This window comes from Mycolicibacterium sp. XJ2546, from assembly GCF_053483195.1.
The window spans coordinates 31,865-53,786 of the sequence record NZ_JBEFRW010000010.1; the positions used below are offsets into that span (position 1 = coordinate 31,865).

The 21,922-nt window shown below is 67.4% G+C and carries 23 protein-coding genes; 17 read left to right on the forward strand and 6 right to left on the reverse strand.

The features are described from left to right. Positions 1 to 69: 69 nt before the first annotated feature. The 13 genes from ruvC to ABQE44_RS17115 all read left to right on the forward strand — a co-directional run bounded on the left by ruvC (position 70) and on the right by ABQE44_RS17115 (position 13,798). Positions 70 to 645: a crossover junction endodeoxyribonuclease RuvC gene (ruvC, locus tag ABQE44_RS17055; protein WP_448391387.1), complete on the forward strand. Its 576-nt coding sequence runs from the start codon at positions 70 to 72 to the stop codon at positions 643 to 645. Further along, entirely contained in the window at positions 642 to 1,229 is a 588-nt protein-coding gene (ruvA, locus tag ABQE44_RS17060) for a Holliday junction branch migration protein RuvA (protein ID WP_448391179.1), read from the forward strand. Before ruvC ends, ruvA begins: the two co-directional genes overlap by 4 nt. Then, a complete protein-coding gene (gene ruvB, locus ABQE44_RS17065; protein ID WP_448391180.1) occupies positions 1,226 to 2,290 on the forward strand; it encodes a Holliday junction branch migration DNA helicase RuvB in 1,065 nt (354 codons plus the stop codon). The genes ruvA and ruvB overlap by 4 nt, the downstream gene beginning before the upstream one ends. A 13-nt stretch (positions 2,291 to 2,303) precedes the next feature. After that, on the forward strand, positions 2,304 to 2,942 hold the full coding sequence (locus tag ABQE44_RS17070) for a hypothetical protein (protein ID WP_448391181.1): 639 nt from the start codon (positions 2,304 to 2,306) through the stop codon (positions 2,940 to 2,942). 46 nt (positions 2,943 to 2,988) lie between these two features. Continuing rightward, positions 2,989 to 3,900, forward strand: coding sequence for an alpha/beta fold hydrolase (locus tag ABQE44_RS17075; protein WP_448391182.1), 912 nt, complete (start codon positions 2,989 to 2,991; stop codon positions 3,898 to 3,900). A gap of 311 nt (positions 3,901 to 4,211) precedes the next feature. After that, the gene (locus ABQE44_RS17080; protein ID WP_448391183.1) at positions 4,212 to 4,919 is read left to right on the forward strand and encodes a hypothetical protein; all 708 of its coding nucleotides are present in this window, start codon (positions 4,212 to 4,214) and stop codon (positions 4,917 to 4,919) included. A gap of 216 nt (positions 4,920 to 5,135) precedes the next feature. Further along, positions 5,136 to 5,444 (forward strand): cytochrome P450 family protein, encoded by a 309-nt coding sequence (locus ABQE44_RS17085; protein ID WP_448391184.1) that lies wholly within the window; start codon positions 5,136 to 5,138, stop codon positions 5,442 to 5,444. 285 nt (positions 5,445 to 5,729) lie between these two features. Beyond that, positions 5,730 to 6,056 (forward strand): preprotein translocase subunit YajC, encoded by a 327-nt coding sequence (gene yajC / locus ABQE44_RS17090; protein WP_448391186.1) that lies wholly within the window; start codon positions 5,730 to 5,732, stop codon positions 6,054 to 6,056. Positions 6,057 to 6,127: 71 nt separating this feature from the next. Then, positions 6,128 to 7,915, forward strand: a complete 1,788-nt coding sequence (secD, locus tag ABQE44_RS17095; protein WP_448430982.1) for a protein translocase subunit SecD — start codon at positions 6,128 to 6,130, stop codon at positions 7,913 to 7,915. Positions 7,916 to 7,918: 3 nt separating this feature from the next. Next, a complete protein-coding gene (gene secF, locus ABQE44_RS17100; RefSeq protein ID WP_448391188.1) occupies positions 7,919 to 9,184 on the forward strand; it encodes a protein translocase subunit SecF in 1,266 nt (421 codons plus the stop codon). Between the two features lie 6 nt (positions 9,185 to 9,190). Next, positions 9,191 to 10,840: an ABC transporter substrate-binding protein gene (locus ABQE44_RS17105; protein WP_448391190.1), complete on the forward strand. Its 1,650-nt coding sequence runs from the start codon at positions 9,191 to 9,193 to the stop codon at positions 10,838 to 10,840. After that, on the forward strand, positions 10,837 to 11,376 hold the full coding sequence (locus ABQE44_RS17110) for an adenine phosphoribosyltransferase (protein ID WP_448391191.1): 540 nt from the start codon (positions 10,837 to 10,839) through the stop codon (positions 11,374 to 11,376). The genes ABQE44_RS17105 and ABQE44_RS17110 overlap by 4 nt, the downstream gene beginning before the upstream one ends. A gap of 46 nt (positions 11,377 to 11,422) precedes the next feature. Next, the gene (locus tag ABQE44_RS17115; protein ID WP_448391192.1) at positions 11,423 to 13,798 is read left to right on the forward strand and encodes a RelA/SpoT family protein; all 2,376 of its coding nucleotides are present in this window, start codon (positions 11,423 to 11,425) and stop codon (positions 13,796 to 13,798) included. A gap of 33 nt (positions 13,799 to 13,831) precedes the next feature. Here ABQE44_RS17115 and ehuA read toward each other — a convergent pair whose 3' ends face one another. From ehuA to ehuB, 4 genes are read right to left on the reverse strand one after another with little or no spacing between them, the layout of a single operon-like run. Then, a complete protein-coding gene (ehuA, locus tag ABQE44_RS17120; protein ID WP_448391388.1) occupies positions 13,832 to 14,605 on the reverse strand; it encodes an ectoine/hydroxyectoine ABC transporter ATP-binding protein EhuA in 774 nt (257 codons plus the stop codon). Between the two features lies 1 nt (position 14,606). Then, positions 14,607 to 15,266 (reverse strand): ectoine/hydroxyectoine ABC transporter permease subunit EhuD, encoded by a 660-nt coding sequence (gene ehuD, locus ABQE44_RS17125; RefSeq protein ID WP_448391193.1) that lies wholly within the window; start codon positions 15,264 to 15,266, stop codon positions 14,607 to 14,609. A gap of 3 nt (positions 15,267 to 15,269) precedes the next feature. After that, complete coding sequence (ehuC, locus tag ABQE44_RS17130; RefSeq protein WP_448391194.1) at positions 15,270 to 15,986, reverse strand: ectoine/hydroxyectoine ABC transporter permease subunit EhuC; 717 nt, start codon at positions 15,984 to 15,986, stop codon at positions 15,270 to 15,272. 10 nt (positions 15,987 to 15,996) lie between these two features. After that, positions 15,997 to 16,890, reverse strand: coding sequence for an ectoine/hydroxyectoine ABC transporter substrate-binding protein EhuB (ehuB, locus tag ABQE44_RS17135; RefSeq protein WP_448391195.1), 894 nt, complete (start codon positions 16,888 to 16,890; stop codon positions 15,997 to 15,999). A gap of 111 nt (positions 16,891 to 17,001) precedes the next feature. Between ehuB and ABQE44_RS17140 the strand changes: the two genes are divergently transcribed. Together ABQE44_RS17140 and ABQE44_RS17145 are read left to right on the forward strand one after the other, a co-directional pair. Further along, positions 17,002 to 17,316, forward strand: coding sequence for a carboxymuconolactone decarboxylase family protein (locus tag ABQE44_RS17140; RefSeq protein WP_448391196.1), 315 nt, complete (start codon positions 17,002 to 17,004; stop codon positions 17,314 to 17,316). Then, on the forward strand, positions 17,313 to 17,888 hold the full coding sequence (locus ABQE44_RS17145; RefSeq protein WP_448430984.1) for a carboxymuconolactone decarboxylase family protein: 576 nt from the start codon (positions 17,313 to 17,315) through the stop codon (positions 17,886 to 17,888). Before ABQE44_RS17140 ends, ABQE44_RS17145 begins: the two co-directional genes overlap by 4 nt. Before the next feature lie 3 nt (positions 17,889 to 17,891). On the opposite strand, the gene ABQE44_RS17150 is transcribed toward ABQE44_RS17145, so the two are convergent. Beyond that, a complete protein-coding gene (locus ABQE44_RS17150) occupies positions 17,892 to 18,905 on the reverse strand; it encodes a peptidylprolyl isomerase (protein ID WP_448430986.1) in 1,014 nt (337 codons plus the stop codon). 12 nt (positions 18,906 to 18,917) lie between these two features. After that, positions 18,918 to 19,799, reverse strand: coding sequence for a peptidylprolyl isomerase (locus ABQE44_RS17155; protein ID WP_448391200.1), 882 nt, complete (start codon positions 19,797 to 19,799; stop codon positions 18,918 to 18,920). Between the two features lie 105 nt (positions 19,800 to 19,904). On the opposite strand from ABQE44_RS17155, the gene ABQE44_RS17160 reads away from it, so the two are divergent. Beyond that, on the forward strand, positions 19,905 to 20,582 hold the full coding sequence (locus ABQE44_RS17160; RefSeq protein ID WP_448430988.1) for an MBL fold metallo-hydrolase: 678 nt from the start codon (positions 19,905 to 19,907) through the stop codon (positions 20,580 to 20,582). Continuing rightward, positions 20,579 to 21,844, forward strand: coding sequence for a histidine--tRNA ligase (gene hisS / locus ABQE44_RS17165; RefSeq protein ID WP_448430990.1), 1,266 nt, complete (start codon positions 20,579 to 20,581; stop codon positions 21,842 to 21,844). Before ABQE44_RS17160 ends, hisS begins: the two co-directional genes overlap by 4 nt. The last annotated feature ends 78 nt before the right edge of the window (positions 21,845 to 21,922 follow it).

Sequence of the window (21,922 nt, forward strand, 5' to 3'; positions counted from 1 at the left end):
GCGTGTCTGCCCGAGAGTGTCGGGTTCTCCCGTTAAGCTCTCGAACAGGTGTTCACAGAAGGAGCGGCCGTGCGGGTGATGGGTGTCGACCCCGGGTTGACGCGCTGTGGCCTCTCGGTCATCGAGAGCGGTACGGGCCGGCAGGTCATCGCGCTGGATGTGGACGTGGTACGCACCCCGTCGGATCAGGCTCTGCACCACCGACTACTCGTCATCAGCGACGCTGTTGAACACTGGATGGACACCCACCACCCTGATGTCATCGCGATCGAGCGGGTGTTCTCCCAGCACAACGTGTCGACCGTGATGGGCACCGCGCAGGCCGGCGGCGTCATCGCGCTGGCCGCGGCCAAACGCGACATCGACGTGCACTTCCACACGCCCAGCGAGGTCAAGGCCGCGGTCACCGGCAACGGTAACGCTGATAAGGCGCAGGTCACCGCGATGGTCACCAGAATCCTTGCGCTGCAGACCAAGCCGACGCCCGCCGATGCCGCCGACGCGTTGGCGCTGGCGATCTGTCACTGCTGGCGCGCCCCGATGATCGCGCGGATGGCCGCCGCAGAGGCGCTGGCCGCCGAGCAGAAGCGCAAGTACCAGGCGAAGTTGAAGACCCAGCAGGCCAGAGTGAAAGCAGCACGATGATCGCATCCATACGCGGCGAGGTTCTCGACGTCGCGCTCGACCACGTCGTCATCGAGGCGGCCGGGGTGGGTTACAAGGTGATGGCGACACCGTCCGCGCTGGCCACGTTGCGCCGCGGCAGCGAGGCCCGGCTGATCACCGCGATGATCGTGCGTGAGGACTCGATGACGCTGTACGGCTTTCCCGACGGCAATGCGCGCGACCTGTTTCTCACGCTGCTCGGGGTCTCCGGTATCGGGCCGAGCATCGCGCTGGGTGCGCTGGCCATGTACGACGGCCCCACCCTGCGCCAGGCCATCGCCGAAAGCGACATCACGGCGCTGACGCGAATCCCCAAGGTGGGCAAGAAAACCGCCGAACTCATGGTGCTCAGCCTGCGCGACAAGATGGGCGCGGTCACCCCGTCGGGTGACACCGCGCTCAACGGGCACTCGGTGCGCGGCCCGGTGGTGGAAGCCCTTGTCGGCCTTGGCTTTGCGGCCAAACAGGCCGAGGAGGCCACCGACAAGGTGCTGGCCAACGACCCCGAGGCCACCCAGTCGACCGCGCTGCGGGCGGCGCTGTCCATGTTGGGTAAGAAGTGAGCCGCTTCGACGACCCCGAGCAGGATCCCGACGACCGCGAGGTGTCGCCGGCGCTGACCGTCGGAGAAGGCGACATCGACGCCAGCCTGCGACCACGCTCCCTCGGCGAGTTCATCGGCCAACCCCGGGTGCGTGAACAGCTTCAGTTGGTCATCGAGGGCGCCAAGAACCGCGGCGGCACACCCGATCACATCCTGCTGTCGGGTCCGCCCGGACTGGGTAAGACGTCGCTGGCGATGATCATCGCCGCCGAACTCGGGTCGTCGCTGCGGGTCACCTCCGGGCCCGCGCTGGAACGCGCGGGCGACCTGGCCGCGATGCTGTCCAACCTCGTCGAGCACGACGTGTTGTTCATTGACGAGATCCACCGCATCGCCCGCCCGGCCGAGGAAATGCTGTATCTGGCGATGGAAGACTTCCGCGTCGACGTGGTCGTCGGGAAAGGCCCTGGGGCGACGTCCATTCCGTTGGAGGTCGCGCCGTTCACGCTCGTCGGCGCCACCACCCGCTCCGGTGCGCTGACCGGGCCGCTGCGCGACCGGTTCGGCTTCACCGCGCACATGGACTTCTACGAGCCGGCCGAGCTCGAACTGGTGCTCAAGCGTTCCGCGGGCATCCTGGGCATCGAACTGGGCGCCGACGCCGGGACCGAGATCGCCCGCCGCTCCCGCGGCACCCCGCGCATCGCCAACCGGCTGCTGCGCCGGGTCCGCGACTACGCCGAGGTGCGAGCCGACGGCATCATCACCAGGGATATCGCCAAGGCGGCGCTGGAGGTCTACGACGTTGACGAGCTCGGCCTGGACCGACTCGACCGGGCCGTACTGTCCGCGTTGACAAGGAGTTTCGGCGGTGGCCCGGTCGGGGTGTCCACGCTGGCCGTCGCGGTCGGGGAGGAGGCCGCCACGGTCGAGGAGGTGTGCGAGCCGTTTCTGGTACGCGCCGGGATGATCGCGCGCACGCCGCGGGGCCGGGTGGCCACCGCGGCGGCGTGGACGCACCTGGGCATAACCCCACCCAGTGGCGTCAACGGCTTGGGCCAGCCCGGCCTATTCGAATAGCGGGAGTTCTTCGATGGGAAGCGGAACCATCCGGGTCGGCGGGCTGTGCGGTATCGCGTCAGCGGCGGCGATCGTGCCCGCCTACCTCGTCGGTTCTCCGGAAACGCCCGACGATCCCGGCCGCGTGCAGACCTACTTCGGCAGCGCCGCATCGTTTCTCACCGCCAACGGCACCCTGCCGCTGCTGCACGTCATATTCGGCATGTTGTTCCTGGGGGTGCTGACCGCGACGCTACGGTCGGCCGCCGGGCCCACCGGGGCGGTGTACACCGCGATCATCGGCGGCACGGTGTTCCTCGCATTGATGGCCGCGGGCCTGGCCGCCGAGGTGGCGGTGCCAGCGGCGATCGTGCAATTCGACGACGTGACCGTGACGGAGTTCGCGCAGCCGTTCCTCGGGCTGTCGATATGGCTGTACCACTACAGCCAACTAGGCGCAGCCGCAATGGTTTTCGCGACCGCCTACGTCGTCTGGCGAACCGCCGTGCTGCCGAAATGGTCAGCGGTGTTCGCCGTGCTCGGCGTGCCTGCGCTGCTGCACACCTGGATCGGGCTGCCCGCCGCCTACACCACCGCCGCGTGGATCGCGCTGACGGGCGTGTTCATGCTGGCCCTGCCGCCGGTCGTGCGAGTGGAAAGCGTGGGGGTGTGATGCTCTGGTGCTGTTGGGCGTCGCCGTCACGCTGTAGCGTCGCTGTGTGAGGCGAATCCAGGCTGCGCTGCTGGCGGTTCTCGTCGTTGCCGGGTGCGCTCACAGCTCCGCCGATCCCGTCCCGTCGGGCTCAGTCGGCATCGGCGACCACCGGTCGCTGTATCTGGACTGCCAGGGCGCCGGTACGCCGACGGTGTTCGTCATCCCCGGCAAGGGCAGCTACGCAGAAGCGTGGAACTATATTGTGCCACAGGATGATCCGATCCGGCGGTCACCGTACGACATCATCACACAGGCCCAACTGGTGCCCAGTACCGGCGCGGTGCAGCCGAGCGTCGCAAAGGTGAGCCGGACATGTGTCTATGACCGGCCGAACACCCGGCCCGATGGTGCCGACCGGTCGACCGACGTGGCGCAACCTCATACCGTCCAACAGGACGTCGATGACGTGCTCGCCCTGCTCGGGGCGGCACAGTTGCCGGGGCCGTTCGTGTTCGTCGCGCATTCCTACGGCGGCCTCGTGCTCGACCTGCTGGCGAGGACACACCCGCAGTTGGTGGCGGGCATCGTGATGGTCGACGCGGTGTCGGAGTTCCTGCCCTCCCTCGGCACCCCCGCGCAGAACGCCGCATTCGAACGCGACATCATGGCGCCGGCCGAACCCGGCGGAGAGGGCATATTGGGCGGCGACGCGTTCGCCCGAATCGAGTCCGCGCCGCCGCTGCCGCGCGTTCCGGCGATCGTGCTGAGCGCCGGTAAGTTCGTGCCGCCCGAGACGCTCACACCCGACAACTACACGCTGGCCCAAATCCACCAAGCCAACACCAAATTGGCCGAGGCGCTCGGCACCACCAACGTCATCGCTGCCGGCAGCGGCCACAACCTGATGCTCTACGAGCCGAAGTTCGTCGCCGACAACATCATCGGCGTCGTCGACCGGGTCCGCGCCGGTGCGTGACCCGGGCGGGACACCGAAGTCAGCGAATCGCGGGCAGCGCCGTGTGCAAGGCGGCGCGTCCGGCGAGCACCTCGACCGCGGCCGTGGCATCCGGCACGGCGATCAGCAGATCGCGGGTGGCCGTCAGCGCCTCGGGTGACGGTTCGACGCCGCCGACCGCCGGTGGCGAGGTCGAGCAGATGCACGGTGGCTTCCATCAGCGCGTCCCAGCGATGACCCCGGCCGTCGTGCTGCATACCGCCCAACGTGGTAATGCCCGGTTACCGGGCCCAGCGCGTGGGTATTCAGCCAGGGACCACCAAGGAGGCATCATGACCGAGACGCGTGTACCGACCAAAGGCGGCCGTTTGCACATGCCCCGCAGTCGGGGCGCGGCAAGCGGGTTGCTGTTGATTCTGTTAGGCGCGTGGGGTGCGCTGATTCCGTTCATCGGGCCGCTGTTCAACTTCGCGTTCAGCCCTGACCAGGCCTGGACTTGGACCACCGGACGCGGCTGGCTGCAGGTGCTACCCGGTGTGGTCACCGTGATCGGCGGTCTGCTGTTGCTAGTGTCGCGCAACCGTGCCACAGCCATGCTCGGCGGCTGGCTTGCCGTCGCGGGTGGTGCCTGGTTCGTGATCGGCCGCGCCTTGGCCGGTCCATTGGCCATCGGCGACGCCGGCGTGCCCGTCGCGGCCACGGAGGCCAAGCGGGTGGCGTTGGAGCTGACCTACTTCTACGGCCTGGGTGCGCTGATCGTGTTCCTGGGTGCCGCCGCGCTGGGCCGCATCTCGGTGCGCAGCGTGCGCGACGTCGAATGGGCGGACCACCATTCGACGACGGCTGCCGCCGTCGCCGCGCCCACCACCACGGACCGCGTCGACACCACGGACCGCGTCGACGAGCCCGCGCCGGCCACGGCGGATCAGCACACCGAGGTCATCGGGCCCACCGCGGACACCGCGCAACCACGCAAGCGGGGTCTGATGGACCGGTTCCGCTCGCGCGGCCACCGTGGCGGGCACCTCGCGCACCGGTAATCGACTCTCGGAAAACGCGACAGCGGCGCAAAGTGCCCACGGGCGCTTTGCGCCGTTTCGTGTGCGGGTGACGTGGATCGCAGCGCCGCTCTGGATGGGACGAGGTTCACCCGCCTCATGTGATCTGCGTGACGGTGACCCGGATATCCGGAAGATAGCCTGCCTATCTAAAGGTTATACCGATAGTTCTAGTCGCGTTTTCCAAGGAGTCCACCTATGCCTGACAGGCCTGGCGTCACCAGTTCTGTTGTTGCACGCCAGAATTCGGCTACCGCGCTGTGCGAGGCGTTCGGCTTTCCCGAAGAGGACTGGCCGATGTTCGCCCGCTGGGCTTCGGCTCCGATGGCGCCGCGAGATGAAGAAGCCCTCTTCCAGTACGTCGATGTAAAGATCGCCGAGCGGTGCTGGAAGCCCACCGACGACCTGTTGTCGGAGCTGATCGACTTCGAGGCCGACGGCGTGGAACTCACCGCCGAGGAGATCTACCGCTTCGTCGCCACCCTGATGGCCGACGGCGTCTTCTAAGAACCCGCGATTTGTGGAGCCGCACCCGCGTTCAGCGCGGCTCCCGCTCCGCAAGCCGTCACAAGATCAGCCCGAAGCCACCGATTCGGCCATAAAACAGGGGGCCGGGCGACGGCATCACTGCCTGAATGCGGGATCGGGAACGGATTTCGTCGTACCGGGGAGGGCGACAGGTGCGTCCATCGGCGTCACCCGGCACAATGGCACACTGGTCACTTACGAGGCGCTTTGGCCTGCCGTCTGCGCGCCGTGACCACAAGACCTACACGAAAGACAGTTACCTTCATGGACCTCGTCATCTTCCTGCCTCTGCTCATCGTGCTGGGCGCGTTCATGTTCTTCGCGTCGCGGCGCCAGAAGAAGGCGATGCAGGCCACCATCGACCTGCACAATTCGCTCCAAATCGGGGACCGGATCCACACCACGTCGGGTCTGCAGGGCACCATCACCGCGATCTCCGACGACACCATCGACCTGGAGATCGCCCCCGGCGTCGTCACAACCTGGATGAAGCTGGCCGTACGCGACCGCATCGAGGACGACCTCGACGACGACTACGAGGACACCGACAGCGCCTCCGAGCTCACCGAGAGCCCCAACAACAAAGACTGACAACTGAGGACTCAGCAAGAGCACGTACGCTCTGCGGTGCTGACGAACTGACCTCTAGGAGACCCTGAAACGTGGCATCGTCTTCGGCGCCGGTGCACCCCTACCGCTATCTGACGCTTTTTCTGGCGTTGCTCATCGGCGCCTTCTCCCTTGTCTTCCTGACGGGGGACAAACAGGCTCAGCCGAAACTCGGCATCGACCTGCAGGGCGGCACCCGGGTGACCCTTACCGCGCGCACACCCGACGGCTCACCGCCGACCCGCGAGGCGCTCAACCAAGCCCAGCAGATCATCAACGACCGCGTCAACGGTCTTGGCGTCTCGGGCTCTGAGGTCATCATCGACGGCAACAACCTGGTCATCACCGTGCCGGGCAGCGACACCAGCGACGCGCGCAACCTCGGCCAGACCGCCAGGCTCTACATCCGTCCGGTCATCCACGCCATTCCCGCGATGGAGCAGCCGCCGGCGGGAGCGCCCGAGGGCTCGCCGTTCGGTATGCCCGGCGCGCCGGGAGCGCCCCCCGGCGCACCCGGAATGCCCGGGACCCCGCCGACCGCGCCGGCTGAACCGGGCGCTCCGGCGGCGCCCGCGCCCGAGGGGGAGGGGCAGGCACCCGCGCCACAGCCGCGCCCGTACCCGCAGGAACCGCCGGCTCAACCTGCGCCGACGCCGACGCCCAGCCCGGCGCCCAGCCCAGCGCCACCGGCGCCGTCACCCAGCCCGACGCCGACCTCCCCGGAGGACGTGCCCCTGGAGCAGCGCATCGCCGATGAGAAGCAGCTACGGCAGAGCAACGACCAGCAGATCCAGATTCTGGCGCTGCAGTTCCAGGCCACCCGCTGCGATGAAGACGATGTGCTGGCCGGCCACGACGACCCGAACCTGCCGCTGATCACCTGTTCCACCGACGGCGACGAGGTCTACCTGCTGGCGCCGTCGATCATCAACGGTGAGCAGATCGAGAACGCCGACTCGGGCCTGGACCAGCAGCGCGGCGAATACGTCGTCGATCTGCAGTTCAAGAGCGAAGCCTCCAGGACCTGGGCCGACTTCACCGCCGCCAACGTCGGCACGCAGACCGCGTTCGTGCTCGACACCAAGGTGGTCAGCGCACCGGCGATCCAGGAGGCGATTCCGGGCGGCCGCACCCAGATCACCGGTCAGTTCAACCAGCAATCGGCGCGCGAACTGGCCAACGTCCTGAAATACGGTTCGTTGCCGCTGTCGTTTGAGTCCTCAGAAGCCGAAACGGTCTCGGCCACACTGGGATTGTCCTCGCTGCGGGCAGGTCTGATCGCCGGCGCGGTCGGGTTGGCGGCGGTGTTGCTGTACTCGCTGCTGTTCTACCGACTGCTGGGAGTTCTGGTAGCGCTGTCGCTGGTCGCTTCCGGCGCAATGGTTTACGCGATACTGGTGCTGCTCGGCCGGTGGATCGGTTACACGCTGGACCTCGCAGGCATCGCGGGTCTGGTCATCGGTATCGGTATGACGGCCGACTCGTTCGTGGTGTTCTTTGAACGCATCAAAGATGAGATACGCGAAGGCCGTTCGTTCCGGTCCGCAGTACCACGCGGTTGGGCCAGGGCCCGCAAGACGATTGTGTCCGGAAACGCCGTGACGCTGCTGGCCGCGGTGGTGTTGTACATCCTGGCGGTCGGACAGGTGAAGGGGTTCGCGTTCACCCTGGGCCTGACGACGGTGCTCGACGTCACCGTCGTCTTCCTGGTGACCTGGCCGCTGGTGTACCTGGCGTCGAAGTCGACGACGTTCGCCAAGCCGGCGTTCAACGGCCTCGGTGCAGTGCAGCAGATCGCCCGGGAACGACGAGTGGCGGCGCACGCGACGGGACGGGACTGACATATGGCCGCTAAGCATTCACCCGAATCGGCCGCCGTGGAGGCGCCGAGCCTGGAATCCGGGACGCCGAAGCACAACTTCTTCGTCCGCCTCTACACCGGCACCGGCGCGTTCGAGGTCGTCGGCAGGCGCAAGCTGTGGTTCACGATCAGCGGCGTCATCGTCGCGGTGTGCATCGCCAGCATGCTGTTGCGCGGGTTCACGCTGGGCATCGACTTCGAGGGCGGCACCAAGGTCGCCGTCCCCGCGGCGACCGAGACGGGCACCATCTCGGTGCAGCAGGTCGAAAACGTGTTCACCGAGACGCTGGACAAGGTCCCCGAATCCGTGGTCCTCGTCGGCAGCGGCGGATCGGCCACCGTGCAGATCCGCTCCGAGCACCTCACCAACGAGGAGACCGAAGAACTGCGCACCGCGCTGTTCGACGCCTTCAAACCGCTCAATGCCGACGGCGTTCCGAGCAGGCTGGCCATCAGCGATTCGGCGGTCTCGGAAACCTGGGGCGGTCAGATCACCCAGAAGGCGCTGATCGCCTTGGTGGTGTTCATCGTTCTGGCGACCATCTACATCACCGTGCGCTACGAGCGCTACATGTCAATCGCGGCGATGGCCGCGCTCGCATTCGACCTCATCGTCACCGCGGGCGTGTACTCGATCGTCGGGTTCGAGGTGACCCCGGCGATGGTGATCGGCCTGCTGACGATCCTGGGCTTCTCGCTCTACGACACCGTCATCGTGTTCGACAAGGTCGAGGAGAACACCCACGGTTTCGAACACACCACCCGGCGCACCTTCGCCGAACAGGCCAACCTGGCCGTCAACCAGACCTTCATGCGGTCGATCAACACCAGCGTGATCTCGGTGCTGCCGATCGTGGCGCTGATGGTGATCGCGGTGTGGCTGCTGGGCGTCGGCACGTTGATGGACCTGGCGCTGGTGCAGCTGGTCGGTGTGATCGTCGGAACCTATTCGTCGATCTTCTTCGCCACCCCGCTGCTGGTGACCATGCGTGAGCGCACCGAGCTGGTGCGCAACCACACCCGCCGGGTGATGAACCGCCGCAAAGGCGTCGAGGCCAAGGCCGCCGCCGCCAATACCGACACCGACACCGACAGCGGCACCGAGGAGCAGCCGGAGACCGTCGCGGCGGCATCGGTGGCCACCAGCACCCCCGCACCGGACAAGCCGGCACCGGGCGCCCGTCCGGTACGGCCGACAAGCAGCCGAACGGGGCGACCGTCGGGTAAGCGCAACACGCGGCGGCGGTAGCCGGAGATGACTGGCCGGTGCCGGCGCGGTGGTGTCCTGGCGGCTGTGCTGTTGCTGGCCGCGGGATTGGCGTCGTGTTCGCGCAGCCCCGCCGACAGCGTCGACTACGCCGTCGACGGACCGTTGACCACGTTCAACACCAACACCGTCGAGGGGGCCGCGTCGGCGGCTCCGCAGGCCTTCGCCCGTGTACTGACCGGCTTCAGCTATCACGGACCGGACGGCCAGATCGTCGGCGATCAGGACTTCGGCTCGGTTTCCGTGGTCGGACGCAGCCCGCTGCTGCTCGACTACGAGATCAACGCCGATGCGGTCTACTCCGACGGAAAGCCCGTCACCTGCGACGACATGGTGCTGGCGTGGGCGTCGCAGTCCGGGCGCTTTCCAGGCTTCGACGCGGCCAGCCGCGCCGGCTACAGCGACATCGCCGGTGTCGAGTGCACACCCGGGCAGAAGAAGGCCCGGGTGTCGTTCGTTCCGGAGCGCGGGTTCGTCGACTACGGCCAGTTGTTCAGCGCGACGTCGATGATGCCGTCGCACGTCATCGCCGACGTGCTCGGCCTGCCGGACGGCGGGGTGGCCACCGCGATCGCCGACAACGACGGACCGACGATCGAACGCATCGCGCAGGTCTGGAACAGCACCTGGGAGCTCACCCCCGATCTGGACCTCAAGAAGTTCCCCTCATCGGGCCCGTACAAGCTCGACTCGGTGACCGAGGACGGCGCCGTCGTGCTCGTCGCCAACGAGAAGTGGTGGGGCGCAACGCCGGTCACCAAGAAAGTCACCGTGCATCCTCATCCCGACGCGATGCAGGACCGGGTCAACGAAGGCGCCTACGACGTCGTCGACATCGCGACCGGGTCATCGGGCACGCTGAACCCGCCCGACGACTATGTGCGCACCGAGTCGCCGTCGGCGTCGATCGAGCAGCTGATCTTCGCCCCCGAGGGCCCGCTGGCCGCCACCCCGGCACGCCGAGCCCTGGCCCATTGCACCCCGCGCGACGCGATCGCCCGCAACGCCGGGGTGCCCATCATCAACGCGCGGCTCAACCCGGCCACCGAAGACGCCTACAGCGCCGTCGAAGGCGCCGCCGAGGGCAGCGGGTTCGTCGCCGCCAATCCCGACGCCGCGCGCGCCGCGATCGACGGCCAACCGCTGACCGTGCGCATCGGCTACCTGAGCCCGAACCCGCGGCTGGCCGCGGCGGTCGGCGCCATCGCCCAGGCATGTGCGCCGGCGGGCATCACGGTGCAGGACGTCGCTACAGAGACGACGGGACCGATGACATTGCGCAACAACGAAATCGACGTGCTGATCGCCACCACCGGAGGGGCGCCGGGCAGCGGGTCGAGCGGATCGTCTGCCGTGGACGCCTACGCCCTGCATTCGGCCAACGGCAACAACCTGTCGCGTTACGCCAACCCGCGCGTCGACGAGATCATCGCGACGCTGGCGGTGACGGCCGACCCCAAGGAAGCCGCCCGGCTACTCGGTGAGGGCGGAGCCATCCTGTGGGGAGACATGCCCACCCTTCCGCTGTACCGGCAGCAGCGCACCGTGTTGACGTCGAACAAGATGTTCGCCGTGGAGAGCAATCCCACGCGCTGGGGTGCGGGGTGGAATATGGACCGTTGGACGCTGTCGCGATGACCGAATCCGGTGTCCAGGACGTCTCGGCGCTGATCGCGTCGATGTTGCGCGAGGTGCCCGACTTCCCCGAGGAGGGCATCCAGTTCAAGGATCTGACGCCGCTGCTGGCCGACGCGCACGGCCTTGCGGTGGTCACCGATGCGCTGGCCCAGCTGGCGGGCGGCGTCGAACTGGTGGCCGGGATCGACGCACGTGGCTTCCTGCTGGCGGCGGCGGTCGCGATCCGGCTGGGCACCGGGGTGCTGGCGGTGCGCAAGGGCGGCAAGCTTCCGCCGCCGGTGTGCAGCGAAACCTATGCGCTGGAGTACGGCACGGCGGTGCTGGAGATCCCCGCCGAGGGCATCGAGCTCACCGGCCGTTCGGTGTTCATCATCGACGATGTGCTGGCCACCGGAGGAACCGCGGCCGCGACGGTGAAACTGCTGCAACATGCGGGTGCGACGGTGACCGGCGCCGCGATGGTGCTCGAACTGACGGCGCTCGACGGCCGCGCCGCGCTGCCGGGACTCACGGTGACGTCCCTGCACACCGTGTGAACGATATCCTCGAAGTCTGGACGTTCTCGCCGGACAGGAGGTGACGATGGCTTCCAGCGGAGATCCTTCCCGCACGGGTCAGGCTGTGCAGTCGCCTCCCGAGGCGGAGTCGCCCGAAACCCAGCCGATGGAGGTGCCCAAGACCGACACCTCCAAGACGGCGACCAGCGCGTCGCGGCGGGTGCGGGCCCGGCTGGCCCGCCGGATGACGGCACAGCGCAGCGCCGTCAACCCGGTACTCGAACCGCTGGTCGCGGTGCACAAGGAGTTCTACCCGAAGGCCAACCTGCAGTTGCTGCAGCGGGCCTACGCGGTGGCCGAGGAGCGCCACGCCGACCAGATGCGCCGCTCCGGTGACCCCTACATCACCCACCCGTTGGCGGTGGCCAACATCCTGGCCGAACTCGGCATGGATACCACCACGCTGATCGCCGCGCTGCTGCACGACACCGTCGAGGACACCGGTTACACGCTGGCGGCGTTGACCGAGGAGTTCGGCACCGAGGTGGGCCACCTCGTCGACGGCGTCACCAAGCTGGACCAGGTCGCGCTGGGCACAGCGGCCGAGGGCGAAACCATCCGCAAGATGATCATCGCGATGGCCCGCGATGCGCGCGTCTTGGTCATCAAGGTCGCCGACCGGCTGCACAACATGCGGACGATGCGTTTCCTGCCACCGGAGAAACAGGCCCGCAAGGCCCGCGAAACGCTGGAAGTCATTGCGCCGCTGGCTCATCGACTCGGTATGGCCACGGTCAAGTGGGAGCTCGAGGACCTGTCGTTCGCGATCCTGCATCCCAAGAAGTATGACGAGATCGTGCGGCTGGTCGCCGACCGTGCGCCGTCGCGCGACACCTATCTGGCCAAGGTGCGCGACGAGATCATCGCCACGCTCAACGCCTCGAAGATCAACGCGGTGGTGGAGGGCCGGCCCAAGCACTATTGGTCGATTTACCAAAAGATGATCGTCAAGGGCCGCGACTTCGACGACATCCACGACCTGGTCGGGGTGCGGATCCTGTGCGACGAGATCCGCGACTGTTACGCCGCGCTCGGCGTAGTGCACTCGTTGTGGCAGCCGATGGCCGGCCGGTTCAAGGACTACATCGCCCAGCCGCGCTACGGGGTGTATCAGTCGCTGCACACCACCGTCGTCGGCTCCGAAGGCAAGCCGCTGGAAATCCAGATCCGCACCCACGACATGCACAAGACCGCCGAGTGGGGGATCGCCGCGCACTGGCGCTACAAGGAGTCCAAGGGCCGCAACGGTGTCCCGCATCCGCACGCCGCCGCCGAGATCGACGACATGGCGTGGATGCGCCAACTGCTCGACTGGCAGCGGGAGGCCGCCGATCCCGGCGAGTTCCTCGAGTCGCTGCGCTACGACCTCGCCGTACAAGAGATCTTCGTGTTCACCCCGAAGGGCGACGTGATCACGCTGCCGACGGGGTCGACGCCGGTGGACTTCGCCTACGCCGTGCACACCGAAGTCGGCCACCGCTGTATCGGCGCGCGGGTCAACGGCCGGCTGGTCGCACTGGAACGCAAACTCGAAAACGGGGAAGTCGTCGAGGTTTTCACGTCCAAGGCACCCAACGCCGGGCCGTCACGCGACTGGCAGACGTTCGTGGTGTCGCCGCGCGCGAAGGCCAAGATCCGGCAGTGGTTCGCCAAGGAGCGACGCGAGGAGGCGCTGGAGGCCGGGAAGGACGCGATCGCGCGGGAGGTACGCCGAGGCGGACTTCCGTTGCAGCGCTTGGTCAGTGCCGAGTCGATGTCCGGTCTGGCCAGAGATCTGCGATACGCCGACGTGTCGGCGCTGTACACCGCGATCGGCGAGGGCCACGTGTCGGCACGTCACATCGTGCAGCGGCTGCTGGCCCAGTTCGGCGGCGACGAGGAAGCCGTCGACGAACTCGCCGAGCGGTCCACCCCGGCCACCATGCCGGTGCGCCAGCGCAGTTCCGAGGACGTCGGTGTTTCGGTGCCCGGCGCGCCGGGCGTGTTGACCAAGCTGGCCAAGTGCTGCACACCGGTGCCCGGTGACAACATCATGGGTTTCGTCACCCGCGGCGGCGGGGTCAGCGTGCACCGCACCGACTGCACAAACGCCGCATCGCTGCAACAACAGTCCGAACGCATCATCGAGGTGCTGTGGGCGCCGTCGCCGTCGTCGGTGTTTCTGGTCGCTATCCAGGTCGAGGCGCTGGACCGCCACCGGCTGTTGTCGGATGTGACCCGGGTGCTCGCCGACGAGAAGGTCAACATCCTGTCGGCGTCGGTGACGACCTCCAACGATCGAGTGGCGATCAGCCGGTTCACCTTCGAGATGGGCGACCCAAAACATCTGGGGCACGTGCTCAACGTGGTGCGCAACGTCGAGGGCGTCTACGACGTCTACCGGGTGACCTCGGCGGCCTAGTTTCTTGCCCGCTCGGCACGGTCTGGTTCGCGCCTAACGCCGCTCCAGCACCGCTTTGAGAAACGCGCGGGTGCGGTCGTTTTCCGGGTCGGTGAACAACTTGTCCGGCGGCGCGTCCTCCACGATGCGGCCGTGATCGAGCATGATCACCCGATCGGAGACGTCGCGGGCGAAGTCCATCTCATGCGTCACACACAAAAATGTGATGTCGGTGGTGGCGGCGATGTCTCGCAGCAGCGCCAGAACGCCTGCTACCAGTTCGGGGTCCAGCGCCGAGGTGACCTCGTCGAGCAGCAGCACGTCGGGCTGCATGGCCAGCGCGCGGGCGATGGCCACCCGCTGCTGCTGGCCACCGGACAGTTGGTAGGGCCGTGCGCTGACCCTGTCGGCCAGCCCGACCATCTCCAGCAGTTCCCGGGCCCTGTCCTCGGCCTCGGCGCGCGACAAACCGAGCGAGCGGATTGGCGCCTCGGTGATGTTCTCCAGCACCCGCATATTGGGAAACAGGTTGAACTGTTGAAACACCATGCCGATGCGTTTGCGTACCTGCCGCTGGTGCTTCTCGTCGGCCGGCACCTCATTGCCGCGGCGGGTCATGTGGGTCAGACACTGCCCGCCGACGACGATGCGTCCCGACGTGACGCGCTCCAACGTCATCAGCAGCCGAAGGATCGTCGTCTTGCCCGAACCGCTGGGCCCGATGAGCGCGACGAACTGACTGTGCGGCACCGAAAAACTCAGGTGGTCGATCACGGCGGCGTCGCTGGTGTCGCCGAAGCGCTTCACGACGTCGTCGAAGCGGATCATCTCAGCCGGTGTATTGGACACGCCGCTCCATCCATCGCACCAGTAGGGATGCCGAGTAACTCAGCACGAGGAACAGCACGCCGGCGATCGTGATCGGCTCGACGTAGCGAAACGCGCGCGAGCCCACTTGGTTTGCCACACCGACGATGTCGAGCACGCCGATCATCAACAGTAGCGGTGTCTCCTTCAGCATCGAGATCGTGTAGTTGCCGAGTGCCGGAAGCACCCGCGGGATGGCCTGCGGAAGGATCACCGCGGTCCAGACGCGGTGGCGGGGCAGGTTGAGCGCGACGGCGGCCTCCCATTGCCCGGCTGGCACCGCCTCGATCCCGGCCCGGTACACCTCGGCGGTGTAGGTGGAGTAGTGCAGTCCGATCGCGATGATGCCGGTGGTCAACGGGTCGAACATCAACCCGAAGTCGGGCAACACGAAGAAGAAAAAGAAAATCTGCACCAAAAGAGGTGTGCTGCGGACGAATTCGATGAAGGCCCAGGCGGCGGTGCTGACGACGCGGATGGGTGAGCGTCGCAGCAGCGCCAGCACCAGCCCCAGGGTGTAGGCCAGGATCGAGCCGGCGACCGTAGCGACGATCGTGATGCGCAGCCCGTCGACGACGATCTTCGGGAGCACCTCCCACGCGAATTCCCAGTCCCACAGCACAGCTCAGCCCGCCCGCCGAGTCGCCAGCGTCGCCATCAGGCCGCGGCGCTGCGGTGGTCTGCGCCCCGCCAGCTTGGCAGTCCAGCGTTCGAGCACCCGCATGCCGAGGGTGATGAGCACGGCTAGCGCCAGGTAGAACAGCAACACGATGGTCCAGATGGTGGCCGCTTGCGAGATGAACCGGTCGATCAGCACCTCGCGGGCTTGATACGTCATCTCGTGCACGGTGATGATCGTCAGCAGCGAGCTGTTCTTGAGCAGCTGGATGAAAAGGTTGTTGAACGGCGGCACCATTTCGACCAGGGCCTGGGGCAGGATGACGCGCAACATCCGTTGCGTGCGGGTGAAATTCAGTGCGACCGCCCCTTCGTACTGCTCCTTGGGCACCGACGAGATGGCACCCCGCACGATCTCGGCACCATAGGCGCCGTGGTTGAGCCCGAGCACGATGATGCCGGCGGCCAGCGGAATGATCTGGAACCCGACGAGCACCGGCAACACGAAGTAGATCCACATCAGCTGGACCACCTCGGAGGTGCCGCGCCAGATCTCCACGTACATCCGGGCGAACGCGCGCACCACCCGGTTACCCGACAGCATCGCCAGCCCGAACCCGAACGACAACACCGTCGCGATGAGGATGCCGCCGGCCGTCGCCGCAACGGTGAGCAGCAGCCCCGAGGAGATTGTCTCGACGAACAGTCCGATGTTGTCGGGCATCAAGAACGCCTCAGGCCGCCTCGCACAACTGCTCGGTGGTCAGGTCCTCCGGCGGCAGGTTGTCCTCGGTGAACCCGAACGGCTCCACGATCTCGAGCCACTGACCGCTGCTGTGCAGCTTTTTCAGCTCGGTGTTGAATTCCTCGACCAACGCGTCGTCGCCTTGGCGGAAGACGAAGCCACCGGCCTGAATCTGCTTCTCGCCGTTGACAACCGGCACGAAGCCTTCGGTGACCTCCAGCGGTGCGTTCGGGTTGTCGGTCAGCATCCGGCGCAGCGAGATGTCGGTCAACGCGCCGGCGTAGGCGCGCCCGTCCAGCAGCGCCTGCAGCATCTCGGGCTGGCCCGCGTACGGTTGGATGTCGCCTGCGGGGATGCCCAGATCGTGGGCGACCGCCTCTTCAACGGTGCCCGACAGCACCGCGAGCTTGACACCTTTTGCCTTGACATCGTCAAAGTTGTTGACCTGCTCCGGGTTTCCCTGCGGCACCAGCATCGCCGTCGGGGTCACGTAGTCGACCGCGGAGAACTGCGCGTTGTTGCAGCGCGCCGGCAGGATCGCCATCCCCGCGGCGACCATATCGAATTGGCCTGCATTCAGCGCCGGGATCAACTGGCTGAACTCGACCTGGGTGGCGTCGACGTTCTCGATACCCATCGCGGCGAACACCGCTTTGGCCACTTCTGGTGCCTCGCCGGTGACCTCACCGTCGGCGGTGTAGCCGTAGGGCACCTCGCCCGCGATGCCGATCTTGATCGAGTTGTCGTCCTTGACCCGTTGCAGGGTGCCGCCTTCACCGCCCTCCGGCACCCGCGAGCAGCCGGTGAGCACGAGCAACGCGCTGAGCGCGAGCACCCCGGTTGCCTTTCCGATCCTCGAGAAGTTCCGCCGTGTCGAGTTCACCATGGATATCCTTTTCGCATTCACACGTTCACGTTCGTATCAACCGGGGTGATCTGAACGTAGGCGTATCGTCTGAACGGGTCAAAGAGTGGCGTTCTGGGACGATTGACAATGGTTGACATCACCGAACTGCACCACGCGCTGATCGCCCGCGTTCTCGGCGACGGGGGACAGGCGCCGTCGGCGCTGCGCCGCGCCGCGTTCGACAACGCGGGCCTACCCGAGCCGCTGCGCACTCTGACCGAGAAGGTGGCCCATCGCGCCCACGCGGTGACCGACGACGACATCGCCGACGCGCGGATCGCCGGCCTGAGCGAGGATCAGATCTTCGAAATCGTGGTGGCCGCCGCCGTGGGGCAGGCGAGCCGTCAGTACGAAACCGCGTTGGCGGCGCTGGCCGCGGCGACCCAGGGTCGCGAGCGATGAGGCTCACCGTTCTCGAGCGGGGCCACCGCCTGCGCACCAAAGCCTTGTTCGCGCTCGTGCGATTGGTGTCGCGGCAGCCGGTCGTCGACGCGGTGAAGCTGGCGATGTACCGCGCGGAGTTCTACGGCGCCGGTGACCTCACCCATGAGGCGATGCGCGGACCCTCGGCCTGGTCGGTCGGCGACCGTGAGCTGATGGCGGCCTACGTGTCGCAGGTCAACCAAACCCAGTTCTGCATTGCCGCACACTCGGCCACGTCGGGGCTGTGGTACGGCGACGACGAGAAGGTCGCGGCCACGCTGGCCGATCTATCGACCGCACCGATCGACGACGGGCTGCGGGCCACCCTCGGCCTTCTCGGAAAGCTGACGCGCGAACACCACGTTGCTGCCGATGACGTGTGTTCCGTACTGGCCCAGGGAGTTTCACCCGAGCAGATCAGCGACGCGTTGGCGGTGTGCCTGGCGTTCAACATCACCGACCGGCTGGCCGACGCCTTCGGCTTCGACCTGGCCAGCGCCGAGGCCATGACCGCCGGTGCGCGGTACCTGTTGAAGCGCGGGTACCGATAGAACCTAGTCGACCTGCACCGACTCGATCGTCACGTCGATCGCCGGCCTGCCGTCGTCGCCGCCGCCGGCGACACCCTGCGCGCCGATCTTCTCCAGCACGGCCAGCCCGGCGGCATCCACGGTGCCGAACACCGTGTATTTGGGCGGTATCGGCGAATCGTCGAAGATCAACAGAAATTGGCTGCCGTTGGTGCCCAGCCCGCTGTTGGCCATCGCCAACGTGCCGCGCGGATATCGGACCGGAAGCCGCAGCGCCGGGTCGTTGAGCCGGTACTGGTTGGTGGGGTATTCGTTGGGGAACTGGTAGCCGGGTCCGCCGGTGCCCTTGCCGGTCGGATCTCCGCACCGCAATGCGTGCAGCGACGCGGTGGCGGTCAGCGCGTGACAGGTCGTGTCGTCGAAGAATCCTTGCCGGGCCAGGCTGGTGAAGTTATGCACGGTGCACGGGGCCTCGGCGTTGTGCAGCTGCACCCCGATGTCGCCCTGGTTCGTCACGACCGTGGCGTCGACGCGGGTCGGATCCGTCGCCACCCGACCCACGCTCGGCGGTTCCACGGGCTTGCTGGCGCGCTCGATGGTGGCCGGGTACTGGCAGTTGGACCCCAGCGTCGCGGGCGGGTCGAACGCGGGCAGCTCGGCGGGCGGTGCCACCGTGTAGCGGGGCGAATCCGGATACAGGTCGACGTCTTCGAGGGCGCTGGCGAAGAACAGGACGAACAGCACGCTCACGACGATCACCATCACCGTCACCGCCGTGATCAGGTAGCCAATGACCAGACCCGCGATGGCGAGGTTGCGGCCCTCTTCGCCGGTCCTCTTGATCTGCGACAGCGACAGGTGCCCGAACACGATGCCCAGCGGCGCGAACAGCAACGCGCACACCAGCGACGCGACCGCCAGCCCGTTGGTGCCTCTGGGCGGGGGATAGCCAGGGGGGTGGCCGTAGCCAGACCCGTAGCCGAATTGCTCCGGCGGGTAGCCACCCGGCGGCGGATAGCCAACCGGCGGGCCGGTCACCGCATCACCGCATCAGTCCAGCAGAATCGACGTCACCTGGACGTCTTGCGCCGGCGGACCGTCCTCAGCGCCGCCGGCGACCCCGGCCGCGGCGATCTTGTCGAGCGTTTCCAACCCCGTCTCGTCGATGGTGCCGAACACCGTGTAGTTCGGCGGCAGCTTCGAGTCCTGGTACACGAGGAAGAACTGGCTGCCGTTGGTGTTGGCGCCGGCGTTGGCCATCGCCAGCGTGCCGCGCGGATAGGTCACCGGCTCCATCAGATTGGGATCGTCGGGCTGGTACTGATTGGTCGGGTACTCGTTGGCGAACTGGTAGCCCGGGCCGCCGTTGCCCTGCCCGGTGGGGTCGCCGCACTGCAGCACCGACAGGGACGGGCTGGTGGTCAGCCGGTGACACGGGGTGTCGTTGAAGTAGCCCTGCTGCGCCAGGCTGACGAAGCTGTTGACCGTGCACGGCGACTTGCCGTTGTCGAGCATCAACCCGAGGTTGCCCTGGTTGGTCGACATGCTGGCGCTGACTTGCGCCGGCTCGGTCGGCACCTTGCCGCTGCGCGGGGGATCGACCTCCTTGGCGGCCGGCGTCGGCGCCGCCGGGTACTGGCAGTTCTCGCCGAGACCGGCCGGCGCGGCGAACGGCGGTAGGCCGCCGGGACCGGTCGCCGCCGGCGCCGAGGTGGTCGGCGCCGGGCTGGTGGTGTCCGATGCGGTTTCGGTGCCGGAGTCGCGGTTGGTGATGACCACGGTCGCGACGATGGCGGCGACGACGACGACCGCCGCGGCGGCCCCGCCGACGATCGTCAAGATGCGGCGCCTGCGGTCCTTTTCTGCCCGGCGCTCCAGTTGCCGCTCGAGCTTGCGCTTCGCCGTGGCACGACGCTGTTCGTTGGTCGGCACCGCCTGTGTCCTCCTCGTGTCGCTTTGGGTCCGAAACGAGTGTGCCAGGCGTTGCTGTGAGTGGCGCTGCGGCCCACGTCGTGGCGGGATGGAAAACTGGAGGTCGTGTTGATCACCGGCTTTCCGGCGGGCATGTTGGCGTGCAACTGCTACGTGCTGGCCCCGCGGGCCGGGGCCGACGCCATCGTCGTCGACCCGGGCCAGCGCGCGATGGCGCCGCTGCGCCGGATCCTCGACGAGAACCACCTCACCCCGGCGGCGGTGTTGTTGACTCACGGGCACATCGACCACATCTGGTCGGCGCAGAAGGTGGCCGACATGTACGGCTGCCCGGCCTACATCCACCCCGAGGACCGCTACATGCTCACAGACCCGATCAAGGACTTCGGGCCGGGCATATTTTCGGGGCTGGCCCGCTCTGCGTTCGGTGCGCTGTTCCGCGAACCCAGACAACTCGTCGAACTGGACCGCGACGGGGACAAACTCGAACTCGGCGGCATCACGGTCACCGTCGACCACACCCCCGGCCACACCCGTGGATCGGTGGTCTTCCGCACCGCAGAGGGGCCGCAGGAGGTGGTCTTCACCGGCGACACGCTGTTCCGCGGTTCGGTCGGCCGCACCGACCTGCCGGGTAGCAGCGGCCGTGACCTGCTCGGCTCGATCGTGACAAAACTATTGGTGCTCGACGACGACACCGTGGTACTACCTGGGCACGGTGAGAAGTCCACGATCGGTTTCGAACGCCGCAACAACCCGTTTCTCGAAGGCTTGAGCCAGTGACTGAATTTCAGGCGCCCAAGGGCGTCCCGGACTACCTTCCGCCCGAGTCGGCGCGGTTCGTCACCGTGCGCGACGGTCTGCTCGAGGCCGCCCGCCGCGCCGGATACGGCGACGTTGAGCTGCCGATCTTCGAAGACACCGCGCTGTTCGCGCGCGGCGTGGGGGAGTCCACCGACGTGGTGTCCAAGGAGATGTACACCTTCGCCGACCGCGGTGACCGCTCGGTGACGCTGCGCCCGGAGGGCACCGCGGGGGTGATCCGCGCGGTCATCGAACACGGCCTGGACCGCGGGCCGCTGCCGGTCAAGCTGTGCTACGCCGGGCCGTTCTTCCGCTACGAGCGGCCCCAGGCCGGCCGCTACCGGCAGCTGCAGCAGGTGGGGGTCGAGGCGATCGGTGTCGACGACCCCGCGCTCGACGCCGAGGTGATCGCGATCGCCGACGCCGGGTTCCGGTCGCTGGGCCTCGACGGTTTCCGGTTGGAGATCACCTCGCTGGGCGACGACAGCTGCCGCCCGCAGTACCGCGAACGGCTGCAGGACTTCCTGTTCAAGCTCGACCTCGACGAGGAAACGCGCCGTCGCGCGCAGATCAACCCGCTGCGCGTTCTCGACGACAAACGCCCCGCGATCCGGGAGATGACCGCTGAGGCGCCGGTCATGCTCGACCATCTCTCCGACGTCGCCAAACAGCATTTCGACAGCGTGCTGGCGCACCTGGACGCGCTCTCGGTGCCCTACGTGATCAACCCGCGGATGGTGCGCGGGCTGGACTACTACACCAAGACGACGTTCGAGTTCGTGCACGACGGCCTCGGCGCCCAGTCGGGTATCGGTGGCGGTGGGCGCTACGACGGGCTGATGAGCCAGCTCGGCGGAAAAGACCTGTCGGGCATCGGTTTCGGGCTCGGTGTCGACCGCACGATGTTGGCGCTGGCGGCCGAGGGCAAGACCGTCGCCGGCACCGCGCGGGTCCAGGTGTTCGGCGTGCCGCTCGGGGAGCAGGCCAAGGCCGAACTGGTGGTGTTGGCCGCCCGGTTGCGCGCCGCCGGGGTACGCGTCGACCTGGCCTACGGCGACCGCGGCATCAAGGGCGCGATGCGCGCCGCGGACCGCTCCGGCGCGTCGATCGCGCTGGTGGCCGGCGACCGCGACATCGAGGCGGGCACCATCGGGCTGAAGAGCATGGCCACCGGCGAGCAGGTCGACGTGCCCGCGGACGACGTGCTCACCGAAGTGCTGGCGCGCCTCGGCCGAACCTAAAGTCCCGCGAGTCTCGCCTTCTCCCGCGAGCCTCGCCTTCTCCGGCGAGCGTGCGTGTCTGCAGAAGACACGCCGCGA

Coding starts and splice junctions, on each gene's coding strand:
- ABQE44_RS17145 (WP_448430984.1), top strand. CDS start 17,313: ATGAGGCTCACCGTTCTCGAGCGGGGCCACCGCCTGCGCACCAAAGCC.
- ABQE44_RS17115 (WP_448391192.1), top strand. CDS start 11,423: ATGGCTTCCAGCGGAGATCCTTCCCGCACGGGTCAGGCTGTGCAGTCG.
- secF (WP_448391188.1), top strand. CDS start 7,919: ATGGCCGCTAAGCATTCACCCGAATCGGCCGCCGTGGAGGCGCCGAGC.
- yajC (WP_448391186.1), top strand. CDS start 5,730: ATGGACCTCGTCATCTTCCTGCCTCTGCTCATCGTGCTGGGCGCGTTC.
- ABQE44_RS17070 (WP_448391181.1), top strand. CDS start 2,304: ATGGGAAGCGGAACCATCCGGGTCGGCGGGCTGTGCGGTATCGCGTCA.
- ABQE44_RS17105 (WP_448391190.1), top strand. CDS start 9,191: ATGACTGGCCGGTGCCGGCGCGGTGGTGTCCTGGCGGCTGTGCTGTTG.
- ABQE44_RS17110 (WP_448391191.1), top strand. CDS start 10,837: ATGACCGAATCCGGTGTCCAGGACGTCTCGGCGCTGATCGCGTCGATG.
- ABQE44_RS17140 (WP_448391196.1), top strand. CDS start 17,002: ATGGTTGACATCACCGAACTGCACCACGCGCTGATCGCCCGCGTTCTC.
- ABQE44_RS17080 (WP_448391183.1), top strand. CDS start 4,212: ATGACCGAGACGCGTGTACCGACCAAAGGCGGCCGTTTGCACATGCCC.
- ABQE44_RS17085 (WP_448391184.1), top strand. CDS start 5,136: ATGCCTGACAGGCCTGGCGTCACCAGTTCTGTTGTTGCACGCCAGAAT.
- ehuA (WP_448391388.1), bottom strand. CDS start 14,605: ATGATCCGCTTCGACGACGTCGTGAAGCGCTTCGGCGACACCAGCGAC.
- ruvA (WP_448391179.1), top strand. CDS start 642: ATGATCGCATCCATACGCGGCGAGGTTCTCGACGTCGCGCTCGACCAC.
- ehuC (WP_448391194.1), bottom strand. CDS start 15,986: ATGCCCGACAACATCGGACTGTTCGTCGAGACAATCTCCTCGGGGCTG.